13 protein-coding genes are annotated in these 16,159 nt (G+C 55.5%); 4 read left to right on the top strand and 9 right to left on the bottom strand.

Going from position 1 to position 16,159, the window contains the following annotated elements:
* Window positions 1–130: 130 nt before the first annotated feature.
* Both betT and QEN58_RS14865 read right to left on the bottom strand, forming a co-directional pair.
* A complete protein-coding gene (gene betT / locus QEN58_RS14870; RefSeq protein WP_280104400.1) occupies window positions 131–2,179 on the bottom strand; it encodes a choline BCCT transporter BetT in 2,049 nt (682 codons plus the stop codon).
* A 211-nt stretch (window positions 2,180–2,390) separates the two neighbouring features.
* Complete coding sequence (locus QEN58_RS14865) at window positions 2,391–2,801, bottom strand: hypothetical protein (protein WP_280104399.1); 411 nt, start codon at window positions 2,799–2,801, stop codon at window positions 2,391–2,393.
* A 149-nt stretch (window positions 2,802–2,950) separates the two neighbouring features.
* Between QEN58_RS14865 and QEN58_RS14860 the strand changes: the two genes are divergently transcribed.
* Window positions 2,951–3,901: an alpha/beta hydrolase fold domain-containing protein gene (locus QEN58_RS14860; protein WP_280104398.1), complete on the top strand. Its 951-nt coding sequence runs from the start codon at window positions 2,951–2,953 to the stop codon at window positions 3,899–3,901.
* Window positions 3,902–3,914: 13 nt separating this feature from the next.
* On the opposite strand, the gene QEN58_RS14855 is transcribed toward QEN58_RS14860, so the two are convergent.
* The 5 genes from QEN58_RS14855 to QEN58_RS14835 form a co-directional block, all read right to left on the bottom strand.
* The gene (locus tag QEN58_RS14855; protein ID WP_280104397.1) at window positions 3,915–4,415 is read right to left on the bottom strand and encodes a hypothetical protein; all 501 of its coding nucleotides are present in this window, start codon (window positions 4,413–4,415) and stop codon (window positions 3,915–3,917) included.
* Window positions 4,416–4,578: 163 nt separating this feature from the next.
* Complete coding sequence (locus tag QEN58_RS14850) at window positions 4,579–5,274, bottom strand: response regulator (protein WP_280104396.1); 696 nt, start codon at window positions 5,272–5,274, stop codon at window positions 4,579–4,581.
* An 88-nt stretch (window positions 5,275–5,362) separates the two neighbouring features.
* On the bottom strand, window positions 5,363–6,769 hold the full coding sequence (locus tag QEN58_RS14845; RefSeq protein WP_280104395.1) for an ATP-binding protein: 1,407 nt from the start codon (window positions 6,767–6,769) through the stop codon (window positions 5,363–5,365).
* Window positions 6,769–9,891: an efflux RND transporter permease subunit gene (locus tag QEN58_RS14840; RefSeq protein ID WP_280104394.1), complete on the bottom strand. Its 3,123-nt coding sequence runs from the start codon at window positions 9,889–9,891 to the stop codon at window positions 6,769–6,771. The genes QEN58_RS14845 and QEN58_RS14840 overlap by 1 nt, the downstream gene beginning before the upstream one ends.
* The gene (locus tag QEN58_RS14835; protein WP_280104393.1) at window positions 9,888–11,102 is read right to left on the bottom strand and encodes an efflux RND transporter periplasmic adaptor subunit; all 1,215 of its coding nucleotides are present in this window, start codon (window positions 11,100–11,102) and stop codon (window positions 9,888–9,890) included. Before QEN58_RS14835 ends, QEN58_RS14840 begins: the two co-directional genes overlap by 4 nt.
* A 220-nt stretch (window positions 11,103–11,322) precedes the next feature.
* Here QEN58_RS14835 and QEN58_RS14830 point away from each other — a divergent pair, with 220 nt between their 5' ends.
* Window positions 11,323–11,916 carry a TetR/AcrR family transcriptional regulator gene (locus QEN58_RS14830; protein ID WP_280104392.1) on the top strand — a complete coding sequence of 198 codons (594 nt, stop codon included), beginning with the start codon at window positions 11,323–11,325 and terminating at the stop codon, window positions 11,914–11,916.
* A 37-nt stretch (window positions 11,917–11,953) separates the two neighbouring features.
* Here QEN58_RS14830 and QEN58_RS14825 read toward each other — a convergent pair whose 3' ends face one another.
* Window positions 11,954–12,964 carry a zinc-binding alcohol dehydrogenase family protein gene (locus QEN58_RS14825; RefSeq protein WP_280104391.1) on the bottom strand — a complete coding sequence of 337 codons (1,011 nt, stop codon included), beginning with the start codon at window positions 12,962–12,964 and terminating at the stop codon, window positions 11,954–11,956.
* A gap of 127 nt (window positions 12,965–13,091) precedes the next feature.
* On the opposite strand from QEN58_RS14825, the gene QEN58_RS14820 reads away from it, so the two are divergent.
* Complete coding sequence (locus QEN58_RS14820) at window positions 13,092–13,976, top strand: alpha/beta fold hydrolase (protein ID WP_280104390.1); 885 nt, start codon at window positions 13,092–13,094, stop codon at window positions 13,974–13,976.
* Between the two features lie 61 nt (window positions 13,977–14,037).
* Here QEN58_RS14820 and fabF read toward each other — a convergent pair whose 3' ends face one another.
* Window positions 14,038–15,309 (bottom strand): beta-ketoacyl-ACP synthase II, encoded by a 1,272-nt coding sequence (gene fabF / locus QEN58_RS14815; RefSeq protein WP_280104389.1) that lies wholly within the window; start codon window positions 15,307–15,309, stop codon window positions 14,038–14,040.
* Between the two features lie 81 nt (window positions 15,310–15,390).
* On the opposite strand from fabF, the gene QEN58_RS14810 reads away from it, so the two are divergent.
* On the top strand, window positions 15,391–16,032 hold the full coding sequence (locus QEN58_RS14810; RefSeq protein ID WP_280104388.1) for a TetR/AcrR family transcriptional regulator: 642 nt from the start codon (window positions 15,391–15,393) through the stop codon (window positions 16,030–16,032).
* Window positions 16,033–16,159: the final 127 nt, after the last annotated feature.

Genomic DNA, 16,159 nt, shown 5'->3' with positions numbered 1-16,159 from the left:
GAGAAAACAAGCCATTACGCTACGCCTACACTGAAATTTGCACAACAAGGCGTTAGTCGCGAGGGCGTTTGCGCATAAAAATCCCGGCGCGCAGGCCGGGATTCGTCTTTTGGGTTAAACACTAACGCCGTTACATTTGGGAATCTTCCGGCGGTTCGCCGATAGTGCCAGGCATTGCCTGCACATGGCCCATCTGTTGACCGGCCAAGGTGAGGAAGTGTAGATGGCGTTCATACTCGGCTACCAGGTCACCAATCACCTGACCACGGGTATAGCCGTTAAGATCTTTATCTTGTCCACCTTCCGCCAGGTAGACATCCAAACGCACGTAGAAATCATCATCGGCGGGGATGAAGCTTGGTGTACGCATGCGGTGCGGGCATACCTGATAGACAAAGCTGGTGGCTTCACCGAAATCGACTTGTAGCGTCAGGTTGGCTAGCGTTTCACCTTCAACGTGTTCTTCGGTCACATTGGCGGTTTGGCCACGGCTTTCAAGCTCCTGGGCAAACTGGGTCATCGCTGGGCGAATAGAGTGCTCAATCGTCGCAGCGGCACCCGCACGGTTAGAGGTGTCCAGGGCGCGATCCAAACGCTCCTTCCAGTCGCCACCTGGGGCGCTACCGGCAATCATGCGGCGCGCATCGGCCTTGCTGCCTTCCATTTTCAGCGCTTTATACATGCCTATCATGACCGCGAAAATAACCAGCGAGAAGGGCAGTGCAGTGATGACCACGGCACTCTGCAGTGCATTTAAGCCACCGGCCATCAGTAGGGCAATGGTGATCAAACCGATCATTACCGACCAGAAGATACGTAGCTTCACCGGCGCATCATGGTTCACATCGCTCAAAATAGAGGTAAAGTTGGCCAGTACCAGTGCACCGGAATCCGCTGAGGTAATAAAGAACACAATACCCAATACGGTGACAACCGCCGCGGTAAGGCCAACGTAAGGGTAGTACTCTAGCAGCGTGTAAAGCGTGGTTTGCGGGGTGTTGAGCGCCTGCTCGCCTAGCTCCACAACGCCTTGATTAGCGACCAATTCAATACCGCTGTTACCAAATACCGACATCCACACCATCATAAAGGCCAGCGGAATAAACAAGGCGCCTGCGACAAATTCACGAATGGTGCGGCCGCGGGAAATACGCGCCAGGAAAAGACCGACGAACGGCGTCCAGGCAATCCACCAGCCCCAGAAGAAGATCGTCCACCACATCTTCCACTCTTGAGCACCTTCATCGGCAAAGGCGTAGGTGTCAAAGCTGGCACCGACAAAGCCCGAGAAGTAATCGCCGGCGTTATTGACCACTTTATCCAGCAGTACCAGGGTGTCACCTGAAAAGAGGACAAACAGCATCAGCGCCAATGCCAGTAGCATGTTGAACTCTGATAGGCGGCGAATACCTTTCTCAACGCCGGTCACCACAGAAATCGTCGCTAATACAACCACCAGTACAATCAAAATCACCTGCACCGTGAGCGTTTCCGGCACGCCAAACATATAGGTGAGACCATAGTTGAGCTGCATCACCCCAATACCCAGGCTAGTAGCTATGCCGAACACGGTGGAAATCACCGCAGTAATGTCCACCGCGTTACCAATGGGGCCGTGGATACGCTTGCCCAGAATCGGGTATAGCGCGCTTCGGATTGCCAGCGGCAAACGGTGACGATAGCTAAAGTAGGCCAGCGCCATACCCATCAACACGTACAGCCCCCAGCCAGAGAGCCCCCAGTGCAGATAGGTTTGAACGACGGCGTTACGCATCGCTTCCTGGCTTTCCGGGGTTAAATCCGGTGGTGCCAAATAGTGGGCAACTGGCTCGGCAACGCTGAAGAACAGCAGGTCGATACCGATACCCGCGGCAAACAGCATGGCCGACCAGGAGAGTAGCGAAAACTCGGGCCGAGAGTGATCGGGACCCAGGCGGATGCTGCCAAAGCGTGACATACCAATAGCGATCACGAATACCAAGTAGGCAACAATGGCCAGCATGTAATACCAGCCAAAGGTTTTGCTTACCCAGGCGAGCCCGGCATCAAAAAAAGCGCCTGCCTGTTCGGTGAACAGCATGGTGAGCACAAGAAAGATAACGATACCCGCCACACTACCGTGGAAAACCACGGGATTGAGACGGTCGCGGGAGGGGAGGATGGGGTTGTCTTTCGCCATGCAGGCGGACTCCTGTTGTTGAAAGATGAAGACAAGATTTTATTTTGAATGAACGTTCAAATAAAATACGCGATTGAGCGTCCCCCTTCAAGTTAACCTCCCCTCATGTATGTTGAATTAGTATGGCGTTATTAATGTACGGATGAACGTGCAGACGCAAAAATGCCCGGAAAACCGGGCATTGAATCTAGGTTTGACGTATTGCCTGCGTTTATTCGCTATCGGTATTTTCATCACTATTATTGTGGTAGCCGCGTTTGCCACGATACTCTTCATGGGCTTCTAGCATGGCATTGCGCAGCGCTTCCTGTTCTTCTTCTGTGAGAATCCCAGCTACTCGCTCGTGGTGCTCATCACGCAGTGTTTGCATGGCGTCGCGATGCTCGGCGTGTACTTCATTGAGCTGAGCCTGCTTATCTGCGGAGATATCGGCGCGCTCGTATACTTCTTGGCGACGCTCCTCCATGCGTTCTTCCATACGTTCGCGATCAGGGCCTTGGCCTTCATGGTCTCCGTGGCTATACGCCTGAGCGGTAAACGCTAATGGCGCAAGGGCGATAGCCAGCAGGGCAGGGGCAAACAGGTGGCGAATTGACATTTTCCTAGCACTTGAAACGTCCATAAGTTCTCTCCTGGTGAGTTGACGATGACAGTATCGCTAGGTGGCGTGCAAACCGTTTGCAGATAGTGTGCAACAATCATGATCTTATCGGCTTGTTGCAGGTCGTAGTCGGTAGGTGAGGGGTCACCTAATCATCAAGGAGAAGCAGAATGCCGCGAACCGAGCAACTTCGCGTGTGGCAGCAGTGTTGCGCGTTTACCACTCTACGCCGAGTTACCGGCCTGGGGGCCATTGCCTTAATGCTGAGTGGCTGTAGCGCTTCCCAACACATTAGCCAAGGCGAGCCCGCTATTGAAAGCAGTACGCTGCGTGAACCCCAGCCTTTTACGCGCTTGGCACCAAGCGTCTATACGCCCGACGAGTGGCCTCAGGCGTTAATAGCTAACGTTTATCTACCTGACGAGCCGGGCGACGCTTTGCGACCCGCTGCCCTAGTCGTGCATGGCGGCGGTTGGCGTAATCGCACGCCGGAAGATATGCAGGGCATTGCTGAACAGTTAGCGGGTCAGGGCTACGTAGCGGTGAATATTGAGTACCGTTTTGCGCCTGAATATCGCTTCCCTAGCCAGCTGCATGATTTGCAACAGGCGATGGCCTGGATTCACGCTAATGCCGACGAGTGGCAAGTGGATACCAACCGCATTGTCGGTGTTGGGTTCTCATCCGGTGCGCATCTAGTCAGTTTATTGGCAGTGGCGGGAGCAGAAGGGCCGCTGGCCGAGCCCTACGGCGGCGAGCAGAGCCGTTTAGCCGCGGTATTGGCTGGAGGGCTACCCAGTGATTTGCTCAAATTTGATGACGGGCGTTTGGTTGTCGACTTTATCGGCGGTACCCGCGCTGAAGAAAACGAAGCATATCGCCTAGCCTCACCCGCGCGGCAAATTACCCCGAAGGCGCCGCCGTTTTTTCTGTTCCACGGCAAGTGGGATCAACTGGTGCCGGTGGATCATGCCACGGACTTCTATCAAGCCCTGCAGGACAACAATATCGAGAGTGAGCTATACCTGCAGCGGTGGCGTGGCCATATTACTAGCTTCCTGCTGCGTGGCGGCGCCATAGATGCGGGCATTGCGTTTCTCAATCGGCAGGTCAATCCTTAACGCCTATGCGTCATCAAGACATGGCCAATGACATCATTCCGACAACAGCGCCATCATCAATATCCATCTGAGTGACGAGTTTGCTTAGTTGGCTCATAGCCTCCTGAAGTGAATTATTGAGGCTACTGATTTCCTGTTGCAGGGCGTCGAGTTTTGCTTGGCGTTGTTCATCGTTTAGGGACTGGTCGCGCATAACCTCTTCCAGTTCCTGCTCTTTCTCCCTTAATTTTTCTCTATATTCAGCAACTCGCTTTAGTAACTCTTTGATCTCCTGTGGGAGATCGCTTTCATCGATTTTGGTGTTCTTCGCTTCCTGTGTGTTACCAGCTTTTTCTGAAGCTGAGGCTATGCCTCTAGCCACGGGCGAAAGATCCAAATGAATGCTGGTATTGGAATCCGTCGTTGCGGCGTTGGAAGTGACCGATGTTGTTGTTACTTGCTGGGCATTTGACGGCTCACTACGTAAAGGATGTGCGTCTAAAGGGGCAATCCCGGTAGGTAAAGAGATGGTCATGGCAATCTCTCGATAGAGTTAAGGGCTATTTTAAGCAGGCGCAACAGCGACTACGCAGGCCTGCTTAGAGAAATAGGTCCTAAGCAGGCTAATAGTACTATCGACAGTCTGAGACAATACTTTAGCTTACGCTTATGAGGGGCATCTCGCCTAGCTAACAGCCTTACCCCTCTGGCTGGTACTTATAGCCGACGCCATATACCGAACGGATGATTTCCAGTTCAGGCAGCGCTTCGTGGATTTTCTTGCGCAGCTTTTTGATGTGACTGTCCACGGTGCGTTCTGACACGATGCGGTTGTCACGGTACATATGATCCATTAGCTGCTCGCGGCTAAAAATGCGCCCCGGCGCCTGCATCATCACCCGCAATAGCTGAAACTCAACTGCCGTTAGGCCTAAATCCTGCCCGTGGGCGAGCGCCTGCCAGCCATCTTCGTTTAATACCACCGCTGCGTTTTGCACCTCGGCTGGGGCATCGGTCGCCGCTTGGCTACGACGTAGTACCGCTTTGACGCGGGCGACGACTTCCCGGGGGCTAAACGGCTTGCAGATATAGTCATCGGCGCCTAGCTCAAGTCCCAGCAAGCGGTCGACCTCTTCTACCTTGGCAGTCACCATGATGATGGCAATGGCAGGCCATTGCTGGCGAATTTCCCGGCTTAGGGTGAGGCCATCTTTACCCGGCAGCATGATATCGAGCAGTACCAACGCAGGGGAGTGCTGTTCCAGCCACGGCATTACTTCATCACCGTGGCCCAGGGTCGTTACCTCAAAACCGTGGGTAGTTAAGTAGTCCGCCATTAGGCGGGCAATCTTCGGTTCATCCTCAACAATCAGTAAAGAGGCAGCATGGGACATATAAGGTAGACTCGCTTAACAGTGAATGTGAAAGCAGGGCTTAACGGTTATTGTCATATCAGTTCTTGAAATATTAATCCTGGAAATATTAATCAGCAGCCAACAGCGGGAAACGCAGCGTCCAGCGTAGCCCATCTAGCGTTGAGATAGAGGGCGTCAGCGTTGCGCCGTGAGCATTGACCAAGGCGCTGGCAATGGAGAGGCCCAAGCCGCTGCCGCCGCTAGCGCGGCTACGCGATCCTTCCACGCGATACAAACGCTCGGTTAAGCGTGCTAGCTCTCCCTCCGGCACCCCCGGCGTACTATCTTCCCAGGTGACCACTGCCACCCCCTGCTGTGCGGTGAGCGTAACACGCAGCTCACCCGGCGGTTGGGTGTAGGCGCAGCTGTTATCCAGCAGGTTATTCCACAATTGGCGAAGGCGTTGTGCATCACCACGAATCATAATGCCAGGCTCGATCTGCTTGGTCAGCGTTAAACCGCTGTCGACTAACCAGCGGTCGGCGTCGTTCAGCCGGCTGGCAAGGCAGTCGCTAAGATCCATCGGCGCTAACTGAATATCCAACGCGCCCGCGTCGCTTTGCGATAGCAAGCGCAAATCTGCCACTAAGCGCTCTAGCTGGCCTACTTCCTGGGCAAGCGAGCTAAGGTTCTCCTGGTTCAACGGACGAATGCCATCCTGCATGGCTTCGATCTCGCCGCGCAGCACCGCCAGCGGCGTGCGCAGTTCGTGGGCGGTGTCAGACACCCAACGAGCGCGGGCATCGCGGCTGGCTTCCAGGGTTGCCGCCAATACGTTGAAGTCGCGTGCCAAGCGCGATAGCTCATCGCGGCCGCGTTCAGGCAGTCGGGTGCGGTAGTCGCCCTCGGTAAGCCGCAGCGTAGCGCCCGCCAGTGCTCGGGTGCGTCGCCCCAGCCACCAGGAGAGCCCGCCCGCCAAGAGCAGCGAAGCAACGCAGAGCGATACCACGATAAGCACCAGATTACGCTGCTGGCGCTCTAGGAAGCGGCTCTCCATGCGCTCCATCATTTCACGGGGCGGCCGAAAACCCAGCGAGCCGATATGGGTATCGCCGCTACGTAGCGTTAGCCAATGCCAACTCCCCGAGTTTTCGCGCCCGCCGTGAGGCGGCACTACATAGCGGTCATCCGCTGCGCGCAGGGTGAAGTCCCGCGCTTCACCGAGTGGAGAGGGGCGGTCACGGTGCTCCTGACCCAGCTCAAAGCGGACAATGAACGGCCAGCGTTCCGGTGACTGCTCCAGCCACTCCCAGCTCTGCTGGGTTTCCCAGCGAGTTACGAGGCCATCGGCCAGCAGGGTGGCACGGCGCTCCTGGGCCTGGTTGAGGTAGTCGAGAAAACCGCGGTCGATACTGTACGAGACGGCAAGAAACATACTGGCTGAGATCGCGACATTGACGCTGAGGATAATAACGAACAGCTTGAGCCCCAGCCGAGAGGGCCGCCATTGACGTATGGCTGTGAGCAAGGCCATCAGTGGGCTCCTTCTTCTTGGTTCGGCTTTTTATCTAGTGCCGGTTGGCGCGGCGCGCTGAGCCGCTCGCGAACATTCTCCATGCCTAGATAGAGACAGGGCACCAGGATCAGCAGTATCACGGTGGCGAAAAGCATACCGAAGCCGAGGGAGATTGCCATGGGGATCATAAAGCGCGCTTGCCGCGAGGTTTCCAGGATCATCGGTGCCAGGCCTAGAAAGGTCGTCAGCGTGGTCATCATGATCGGCCGTAAGCGGCGGGTGGCTGCAGCCACAATAGCTTCACGGGCGGCCATGCCCTCGCGGCGTTTGCGGTTGGCGTAGTCAATCAGCACCAGGGCGTCGTTAATCACCACGCCTGAAAGCGCCAGCATACCCAGCAGGCTAATGATGGATAACCCGAAGCCCATGATCATATGCCCAGCGACGGCGCCCACAATGCCAAAGGGGATCGCGGCCAGCACCAGCAGTGGCTGTAGGTAGCTTCTAAACGGGATCGCCAGCAACGCATAGAGCGCGGCAATCATTAACCACATGGAGGTTTTCAGCGTGGCTAAGTTGTCAGCGGTGTCCTGCTGACGGCCACCCATGCTTACTTCCAGCCCCGGCCAGGTCGCTTCCAGATTGGGAAACTCTTCTTCCTGGAGCGTGGCGAGCACTTGATTGATGGCCAGATCACTTTCCGAGTCAGCGGTAACAGTAATAATCCGCCGCCCGTTAATGCGTTCAAGGCTGCTAGAGGCTTGGCTGATGGTAATATCGGCCACCCGTGATAGCGGCACACTTAGCCCGTCAGGTGTGCGCACCGGCATGCGGTAGAGCTCATTCAAACTGTCGCGGTTGTCGTTGGGTAAACGTACTTCAACGCTGATTTCGCTACGCCCTACGTACTGTTCAAGGGCGGTGGCGCCCTGGAGTGGCCCGCGCAGGGCTTGGGCCAGATTATTACCCGTTAGCCCCAAGGCGCGGCCCTCGGCAGAAAGGCGCATCTCTAACTGCGGTTTGCCGTCGCCAAGGCCGCTATCGATATCCGTGAGGCCGTAGCCACCCAATGTTTCTGCCAAGCGTTCGGCGGCGGCTTCCAGCACCTGAGTATCCGGGTGCGAAAGGCGCAGGCTTAGCGCCGCGCCGCTGCCGGGCCCACCAACATCGGCTTCAAAACGCACCGACTGGGCGCCGAGCAGATCGCCCGTGAGATCACGCCACTCCCGGGCGATACGCGAGGGTGGCCACGCTTCCAGACTCTCGCTGGCAATATCCAAACGCACTTCCAGGCTTTCGCCGTCCAGGCGGCTGCGTGAGCTGCTGAAGCTTAGCGTCTCTTCGCGTTCGCTGAGAACATCGGCGGCGTCGAGCAATTGTTGGCTAAGCTCGCGGCTAACGCTGATGTTGCTGCCAATGGGCAACGTAACCGTGGCCTGTACCTGATCCGATTCGACCCGCGGCATCAGCGAAAAGCCCAAACGCCCACTCATCGCCCAGGAGAGCGCTATCAGCAGAATCGCGATGCCCACTGAAATACTCAGCAGGCGCTGATTGAGGGCGCGCTGCAGGAACGGTTCGAACTGGCGATAAGTGAAGTGGTGTAGGCCACCCTGAAGACGTTGGCGCAGCGCTTCAAGGGGGCGCTGCCAAGCCGGGGTTTGGCGCGGCTTGCGACTATGAGCCAAGTGGGCAGGCAGAATCACCAAGGCTTCCAGCCAGGAGATTAAAAAGACGGTTACCACTACAACTGGCACGGTGGCAAAAATTAGCCCCAAAAAGCCGGGTAAAAATAGCAGCGGCAGGAAGGCGACGATATTGGACAGAATGGCAAACGTGAGCGGGGTAGCAATTTCGCTGGCGCCTTTGACCGCCGCATCGCGCAGTGAGTAACCTTCTTCCCGGTAGCTGTAGATATTCTCACCCACGATAATGGCGTCATCTACCACGATCCCCAGGGCGATAATAAAGGCGAACATCGACATCATGTTGAGCGAGACGCCGATCCAGGGCAGAAACAGCATGGCACCCAGAAACGCCGTTGGGATGCCCAGGGTGACCCAGAATGCCAACCGCGCTTCCAAAAACAGCGCCATGAGCACCAATACCAGCGCTAGGCCCATCCAGGCGTTTTTTAACAGCAGGCTAAGACGATCTTCGTAAATTTCTGAGCTATCGCGGGAAATAGCCAGACTGACGCCTTCCGGCATACCTGCGCGCAGGTGCTCAAGCTCACCATTGACCGCTTCTGAGATACTGGTCGGGGTTTGATCACCAATCTGATAAACGTCCACTGAGAGGCCGGGCTCGCCGTTATAAAACTCCTCGCGGTCAGTTTCGGCAAAGCCATCGCTGACCCTGGCGATCTCGCCTAGGGTAATTGGCGCCCCTTGGGTGCTGGTCAGAATTGGCAGCTCGGCAAAGGCCTCGGCGCTGTTACGCCGCCCCTGATAGCGAATCAGCCACTCACCTTCTTGCGTTGTGAGCTGGCCACTAGCGAGATCTAGCGCTTCTTCGGCAATGCGGCTGGCAAGTTCCTGATGATCGAGGCCATAGCGCTCAATGCCCTCTTCGTCCAAGTGGACTTGAATCTCTCGCTCGCGGTTGCCGGATAGCTCAGCACGGGAGATGCCGGAAGTGGCTTGCAGTACACCGCGTACCTCTTCTGCCGCGTTGTGTAGCGCCTCCAGACCGACGTCGCCGTAAACCTGCAGGCTCAACACACTGCGGGAGCGCCCCGCGAGGGTAAAGCGCGGTGGGTCGGCAGCGCTGGGTAGGGTTGTGATGGCGTTCACCGCTTGCTGGATATCCTGATAGGCGCGCATCACATCCACACCATCAATCAGCGTTGCGTTGACGCTGGCAATGCCTTCGCTGGCGGTGGCGGTCAGCTCGTCGATGCCCTCTACATCGGCAATCGCCGCTTCCATCGGTAGCAGCAGGCTCTGCTCCACATCCTCAGGCGTGGCGCCAGGGTAGCTGATAGTGACTTGCACGACTTCGATGTCGAATTCAGGAAACACTTCCTTTTTAATCGCAAGCGAGGCCATTAGGCCGCCGACGATAAACAGCACCATCAGTAAATTGGGGGCTACCCCGTGATCCACCATCCAAGCCAATGGGCCGCGTGGCACCTTCATGATTCATCTCCCGGTTCATCTCCTGCTTGAGCCGGGGTGTCGTTGGGGCGGCGGATACGCACTAATTGGCCCTCTCTTGGCTGGGCCAAGCCGGCAGTAACAACCTGCTGGCCAGTTTCCAAGCCGCTTCGAATCAAAGCGTCATCTTCGCCGCGATAAGCCAGGGTGACCGACGTCCGGCGTAAGCGATTGTCTTCATCTACCCGCCACGCTACGTCACCTGGACGAAGAGCCGCAGAAGGCAGTGAGATAAGCTGCTCCTGAATAGCCGGTTGAAAAGAGGCGCGTAGCACATCGCCCAGGCGCAGGGCAGGGCCGTCGGTCTCTAGGACGAGCGGGTCGTTAACCGCAATCAACAGCTGTGCCTGCAGGCCATTCTCTTCAAGGCTGGGTAGCATCGAGACGAGAGTCCCTTCGCGTGTCGCACCTTCGGGCCAGCCGCGGCTGGTTAACGTAACGCTGCTGCCCGCTTCCAGCCACTCCGTCCATTCACCGGGTAGCGAGGCGCGCACCCAAAACTGCTCAACGCCCACCAAATGCACTACTTCTGTACCCTGGCTGAGCAGGCTGCCGGCGCCTACCAAGCGCTCTTGCACCATAGCTCGCCAGGGGGCTTTTAGAGTGGCACGCTCTACATTTAATGCAGCCTGATCGCGCGCTACACGTGCCTGGGTGAGCTCGGCTTGCGCTTGGCGCAGCTGTGGCTCACGCAACACCAGGGCTTGGCGTTCGGCGGAAAGCTGGCGGCCAAAGGATTCGTACTCACTGCGGGCGCGCTGCTGCTCTGCCTGCTCTAAAGCAAGCAGCGCCTGGGCATTGGCCAGTTGTGCTTGGGCATCTTCAAGCGTCAGCGCTAAGTCGGCTTGATCAATAAAGGCCACAGCCGTATCTTGCTCAACCACCTGGCCGGGCACAACGCCCTCGGCAAAACGCTCCAACTGGCCCGCCACGCGGCTGGCCAGCATTGTTTCCTGCTCCGCCTCAACGCGCCCAAAAGCGTACAGATTAGGCGCCTGAGAGCTAGCGTTCACCGTAACGACGTCTACCATAGTAGGCAGAGGCTCTGGCGGTGGGGTACGCTCTATACGAGGCGGTTGGGTAATAATCCACCAGGCAAGCGCCAATGTGGTAACAAGAATCAATAATGCAAAGATGGCACCGAAGCGAATGCGGCCTTGTTGTTTCGTAGCGCTATAGCGAGAAAGAGTCATTACCGCACTTCATCCATTGGGAGCGAAAATTCCAGAAAAATAAGCGTATGATGCTAGCATCGCGCATTGTTAAGCAGCCATTAGTCAAGCAATGTGCAAATAACATGCAATTGCCACTTAACTTAGCTTTCTTGCAGCTTAGCTTTCTTACAAATTGGCTTTCATTCACTTGGCTTTCTCTCACTTGAAAGCAATAGACTGACTGGTCTACTTTAGGCATATGAAAAATACCTCAACGCGCGACAAATTAATCGATAGTGGCGCCCAGCTGATTAGTCAGCAAGGTTACAATGCGACGGGCATAAATGCCGTTTTAAAAACGTGCGGTGTGCCTAAAGGCTCTTTTTATCACTACTTTTCCAGCAAAGAGGATTTCGGGCTGGCGGTGATCGAGCGCTTTGCCACCACCTATGATGAAACGCTGGTGGCGTTGCTAGAAGATAGTGACACGCCGCCGCTTGAACGCCTAAAACGCTACTTTGCAACTGGCCGTGAGCATATGTATGAGTGCGACCACGCCACAGGCTGTTTGATCGGCAACCTTGGTCAAGAGCTTTCAGGCCAGAGTGATACCTTCCGCGATGCGCTAAACTTGGTGTTTCAGCGCTGGGAGCAGCGCTTTGTTCGCTGCTTGCAAGATGCTCAATCGCGAGGAGATATTGCCACCCACACGTCGCCAGAAGCGCTTGCCAGCTTTATTCTTACCGGCTGGGAAGGCGCTATTCTGCGCGCCAAGACGTTAAAATCTGTCGAGCCCATGGAGCAATTTGAAACGATTCTGTTCCAGCAAGTGTTAGCCCGCCCATCGCCATAATTTGGCGATGGACGATACGGTTAAAGCCTTCCTAGAATTAAAAGCCTTCCAAGACCAGTTTGCCGATCGTGCGGTTGCTCTCGATAAGTGCGTGCGCGCGTTTTAGGTTCTCGGCATTGATAGGGCCTAACACCTCACCTACTGTGGTTTTTAGTCGGCCATCATCGACCAGGGCCGCTACCTCTGTGAGTAGATCATGCTGCTTGGCGAGATCGTCAGTGGTGAATAACGGGCGGGTAAACATCAGTTCCCAATGCAGCGACAGGCTTTTCATTTTGAGCTTACGCACATCGATCAGCTCCGGATCATCAATAAGAGCCAGTTTCCCTTGGGGCTTGAGAGCTTCAATAATGGCCTCAAAGTGGTGGCCCGTCTGGTTAAGGCTGATCACCATATCCACCCCGTCAAAGCCCGCCGCTTTAAGTTCTTGATCAAGTGGCTGGTGGTGATCAATCACTGCGTCGGCGCCAAGCGATTTGACCCAGGCTTGGCTTTCGGGCCGAGACGCCGTACCAATGACGGTAATATCGGTGAGCTGTTTAGCAAGTTGCACCAGGATTGAGCCCACTCCCCCCGCGGCGCCAATCACTAACAGGCTTTTGCCTTTAGTGTCGCGCATGTCTAACTCCAGCCGGTCAAACAGCAGCTCCCAAGCTGTAATCGCGGTCAGCGGAAGCGCAGCGGCCTCCGTGTCAGAAAGGCTTTTCGGTGCTAGGCTGGCGATACGCTCATCGACCAACTGAAACTCGGCATTAGAGCCTTGACGGGCAATATTGCCCGCATACCACACCCGGTCCCCTGGCTGAAAACGCGTAACGGCGCTACCAACGGCATCTACAATGCCCACCGCGTCGTAACCCAATACGCGCGGCTCACCGGTTTCTGGTAGGGCGCTATTACGCACTTTGGCATCAACGGGGTTAACGGAAATGGCGCTGACCGCAACGCGAATATCGTGGGCTTCCGGGGTTGGGGTGGGTAGCTCGATAGTTTGCAGCGCATCAGGGTGATCGATGGGCAGGCTTTGGGTAAAGGCGACAGCTTTCATAACGGTTGCTCCCGTGAATTTAAGTAGCGCCATCATGCCTGGATGCTGTTTTATTAAAAAGGATTATGGCGCGTAATATACGTAGGATGCTGCATTGATACGTAATGAGATATGCCAGGAGAACACCATGTTTCATGGGTTTGAAAAACAGACGCGTCACGTTAACGGTGTAGAGATTACGTTTAGAATGGGAGGTAGCGGCCCAGCCCTGTTACTGCTCCACGGCCACCCGCAGACCCACGTGATTTGGCACAAAGTAGCGGAAGCGCTTGCCCAGCATTTCACCGTTATCGCAGCGGATCTGCGCGGCTACGGCGATAGCAGTAAACCCGACGACGACCCCGAGCACCTTAATTATGCCAAGCGCGCTATGGCGAAGGACATGGCTGAGCTAATGCGCTCGCTGGGGTTTGAGCGATTTAAAGTGTTGGCCCATGATCGAGGCGCGCGTGTCGCCCACCGATTAGGGGTTGACCACGCTGAGCGAGTAGAGCGCATGGTGTTGTTGGATATCGCCCCCACGCTTGCCATGTATCGAGGTACCAACGAGGCCTTTGCACGCAGCTACTGGCACTGGTTCTTCCTGATTCGCCCCCAGCCGCTGCCGGAAATGCTGATCCAGAGCGATCCTGCCCAATACCTAAAAAGCGTGATGGGTGCCCGTAGTGCCGGTATGGCGCCTTTCTCTACAGAAGCGCTGGCCGAATATGAGCGCTGCCTGTCGCTTTCCGGTGCCGCTACCGGTATTTGCGGCGATTATCGCGCCAGCGCTTCGATCGATTTAGTTCACGATCAGGCAGATATCGACGCTGGGGTAAAACTCACCTGCCCGGTAAAAGTGATGTGGGGCGCGGAAGGCGCCATTGAAGCCTGCTTTGATGCTTTAGGCGAGTGGCAAAAAGTCGCCATTGATATAGAAGGCAAGGCGCTTCCTTGCGGCCACTACATCGCCGAAGAAAGCCCCGAAACACTACTTGAGGAAGCGCTGCCATTTCTATGCAAGAAAGGATGACAATGGGGTTTAGATAAACCGATCATAGCCTGGCGTCAGTTCGGTTAATTTATTTGCGTCTTTAACGCTCAATACTGCTAACAATAAGCGCTGCATTGACGCCACCAAAACCAAACCCGTTGCACAATACATGCTTGGTGACGTGCTTCTGATGAGTCGCCGTGACGAAGGTTAAATCCTGCATATCATCGTCGCAATGCTCAAGATTGATGGTAGGCGGAAGTTGCTGCGTATTGGCTGCCAATACAGAAAAAATACTCTCTATGCCTCCCGCTGCGCCTAAGAGATGGCCTGTGGCGGCTTTGGTTGCCGAAATAGGGATGGCGGGCAAGCGCTCGCCGAACACAGTACGCAGCGAGGCAATTTCAGCCCGGTCGCCAACGGGCGTCGAGGTGGCGTGGGCATTGATATGACCAATAGCATCAGTGGTTAGGTTCGCCATGCCTAGCGCCGCTTGAATCGCAGCTGCTGCGCCTGCCCCATCTTTTGGGCCTGCCGTTAGATGATAGGCATCCGCGCTGGTGCCGTAGCCACTAATTACCGCTAATGGCGTTGCGCCCCGCGCGACCGCATGCTCAAGCGTTTCGATCACCATAACGCCAGCGCCTTCTCCCATCACAAAACCGTTACGGGCTTTATCAAAGGGCCTGGACGCGCGTTCAGGGTTGTCTGCTTCTGTGGAAACGGCCTTTAGAGCGTTAAAGCTGGCCAGTGAAAGCGGGTCAATACATGCCTCGGCGCCGCCGACGAGGGCTACATCGGCTTCTCCATTGCGTATGATGCGCATACCGTCGCCAATCGCCTGTAGACCTGCCGCGCAAGCCGTTACTGGGCACCCCAGTGGGCCTTGAAAACCATAGCGAATGGACAGATTGCCAGCAGCCAAATTGGCTAGAAAGGCGGGCACCGTGAAGGGGGATAGTTTGCGATAGCCGCGCTCAGCAAGGGTTTTTTGGGCTTGCGTAATGGTGGGGAAGCCGCCAATGCCAGAGCCAATAATGGTGGCCGTTCTGCGTTTTTGAGCCTGCTCAACGGGGAACCAGTTGGCCTGTGACAGTGCCTCTCTAGCTGCCGCTAACGCGTAAAGGCTGAACAAGTCCATTTTGCGCTGCTCTTTGGGGTCAGCTATCTCATCCAGGTCAATACCGCCAGTGGGGTCATGGCTAATGCTCGGCACCACCCCGGCAATTTTGATCGGGATATTGCTTGTGTCAAAGCGGTCGATGGTGCTGATGCCAGACTGACAGTTAACCAGTCGCTGCCAACTTGTGTTGACGCTGTTGCCTAGCGGGCTGACCATACCCATGCCAGTAATCACGATAGGTGAGTGCATAGTGACTCCTGAGTTATTGATATGGTCACCCTAGCAATGGGCAATATATGATCAAGATAATATTTAGCTGACGAGGTAGATATGCCTTATCCCAAGAGCCATAAATCGAAAACCAAAGAGCGCATTTTGGCTTCGGCGACAGAGCTATTCAGCCGCAATGGGTTTCAAAAGGTGTCGATTGGCCAGATCATGAAGCTAGCCAAGATGACACACGGCGCTTTTTATGCACATTTCGCTTCAAAAGAGGCTCTTTACAATGAGTCGGTCCGCCTGACCATTGATAACAGCCGGGCGGCTAGACTGGTAAAAGGCCCACTTTCGTTACAACACCTAACCGAATTAGTCGCCAACTACTGCAATCTCCAAGAGTTGGAAGCTAAGCATAGGCCGGGGCCTGAAGCGGTACTGTTCAATGAAATAGGCAGCGAAAAAGCCGAAATCCGCACCCTGTTTGAAGCGTCGTATATGAGTATGAAAAAGATGCTTGAAACGCGATTGATAGCGCTGAGTAAGCTGAAACAACTCCCCTTTGCCCATGACAGAAAGGCGATTGCGGATAAGTCCCGCGTGATATTGGCCTCTCTGGTAGGGGCCGTCGCCATTGCCAAAAGTTTGCCGGGAGAGGCGGAACGTAAGCAGGTGTTGATGGCAACACAACGCCAGATTTTACTGATGCTCGGGGTCAGCGAAACTGAGGCTGAGCACATGATGCAATCACATTAATTTGGCCATCTTCAAATGGGGCTTCCGAGATATTGTCAGAGCAAGCGTTGCCGTTTCTTCTCGACGCCGGATAGGCGATTCGGGAGACTGACCAAGACGAAGCGGGTAAAAAACTGGATAATGGGCC

It is taken from the genome of Halomonas alkaliantarctica, assembly GCF_029854215.1.
GTDB classification, from domain to species: domain Bacteria; phylum Pseudomonadota; class Gammaproteobacteria; order Pseudomonadales; family Halomonadaceae; genus Vreelandella; species Vreelandella alkaliantarctica_A.
This window is presented reverse-complemented; position numbering and strand designations above follow the sequence as displayed.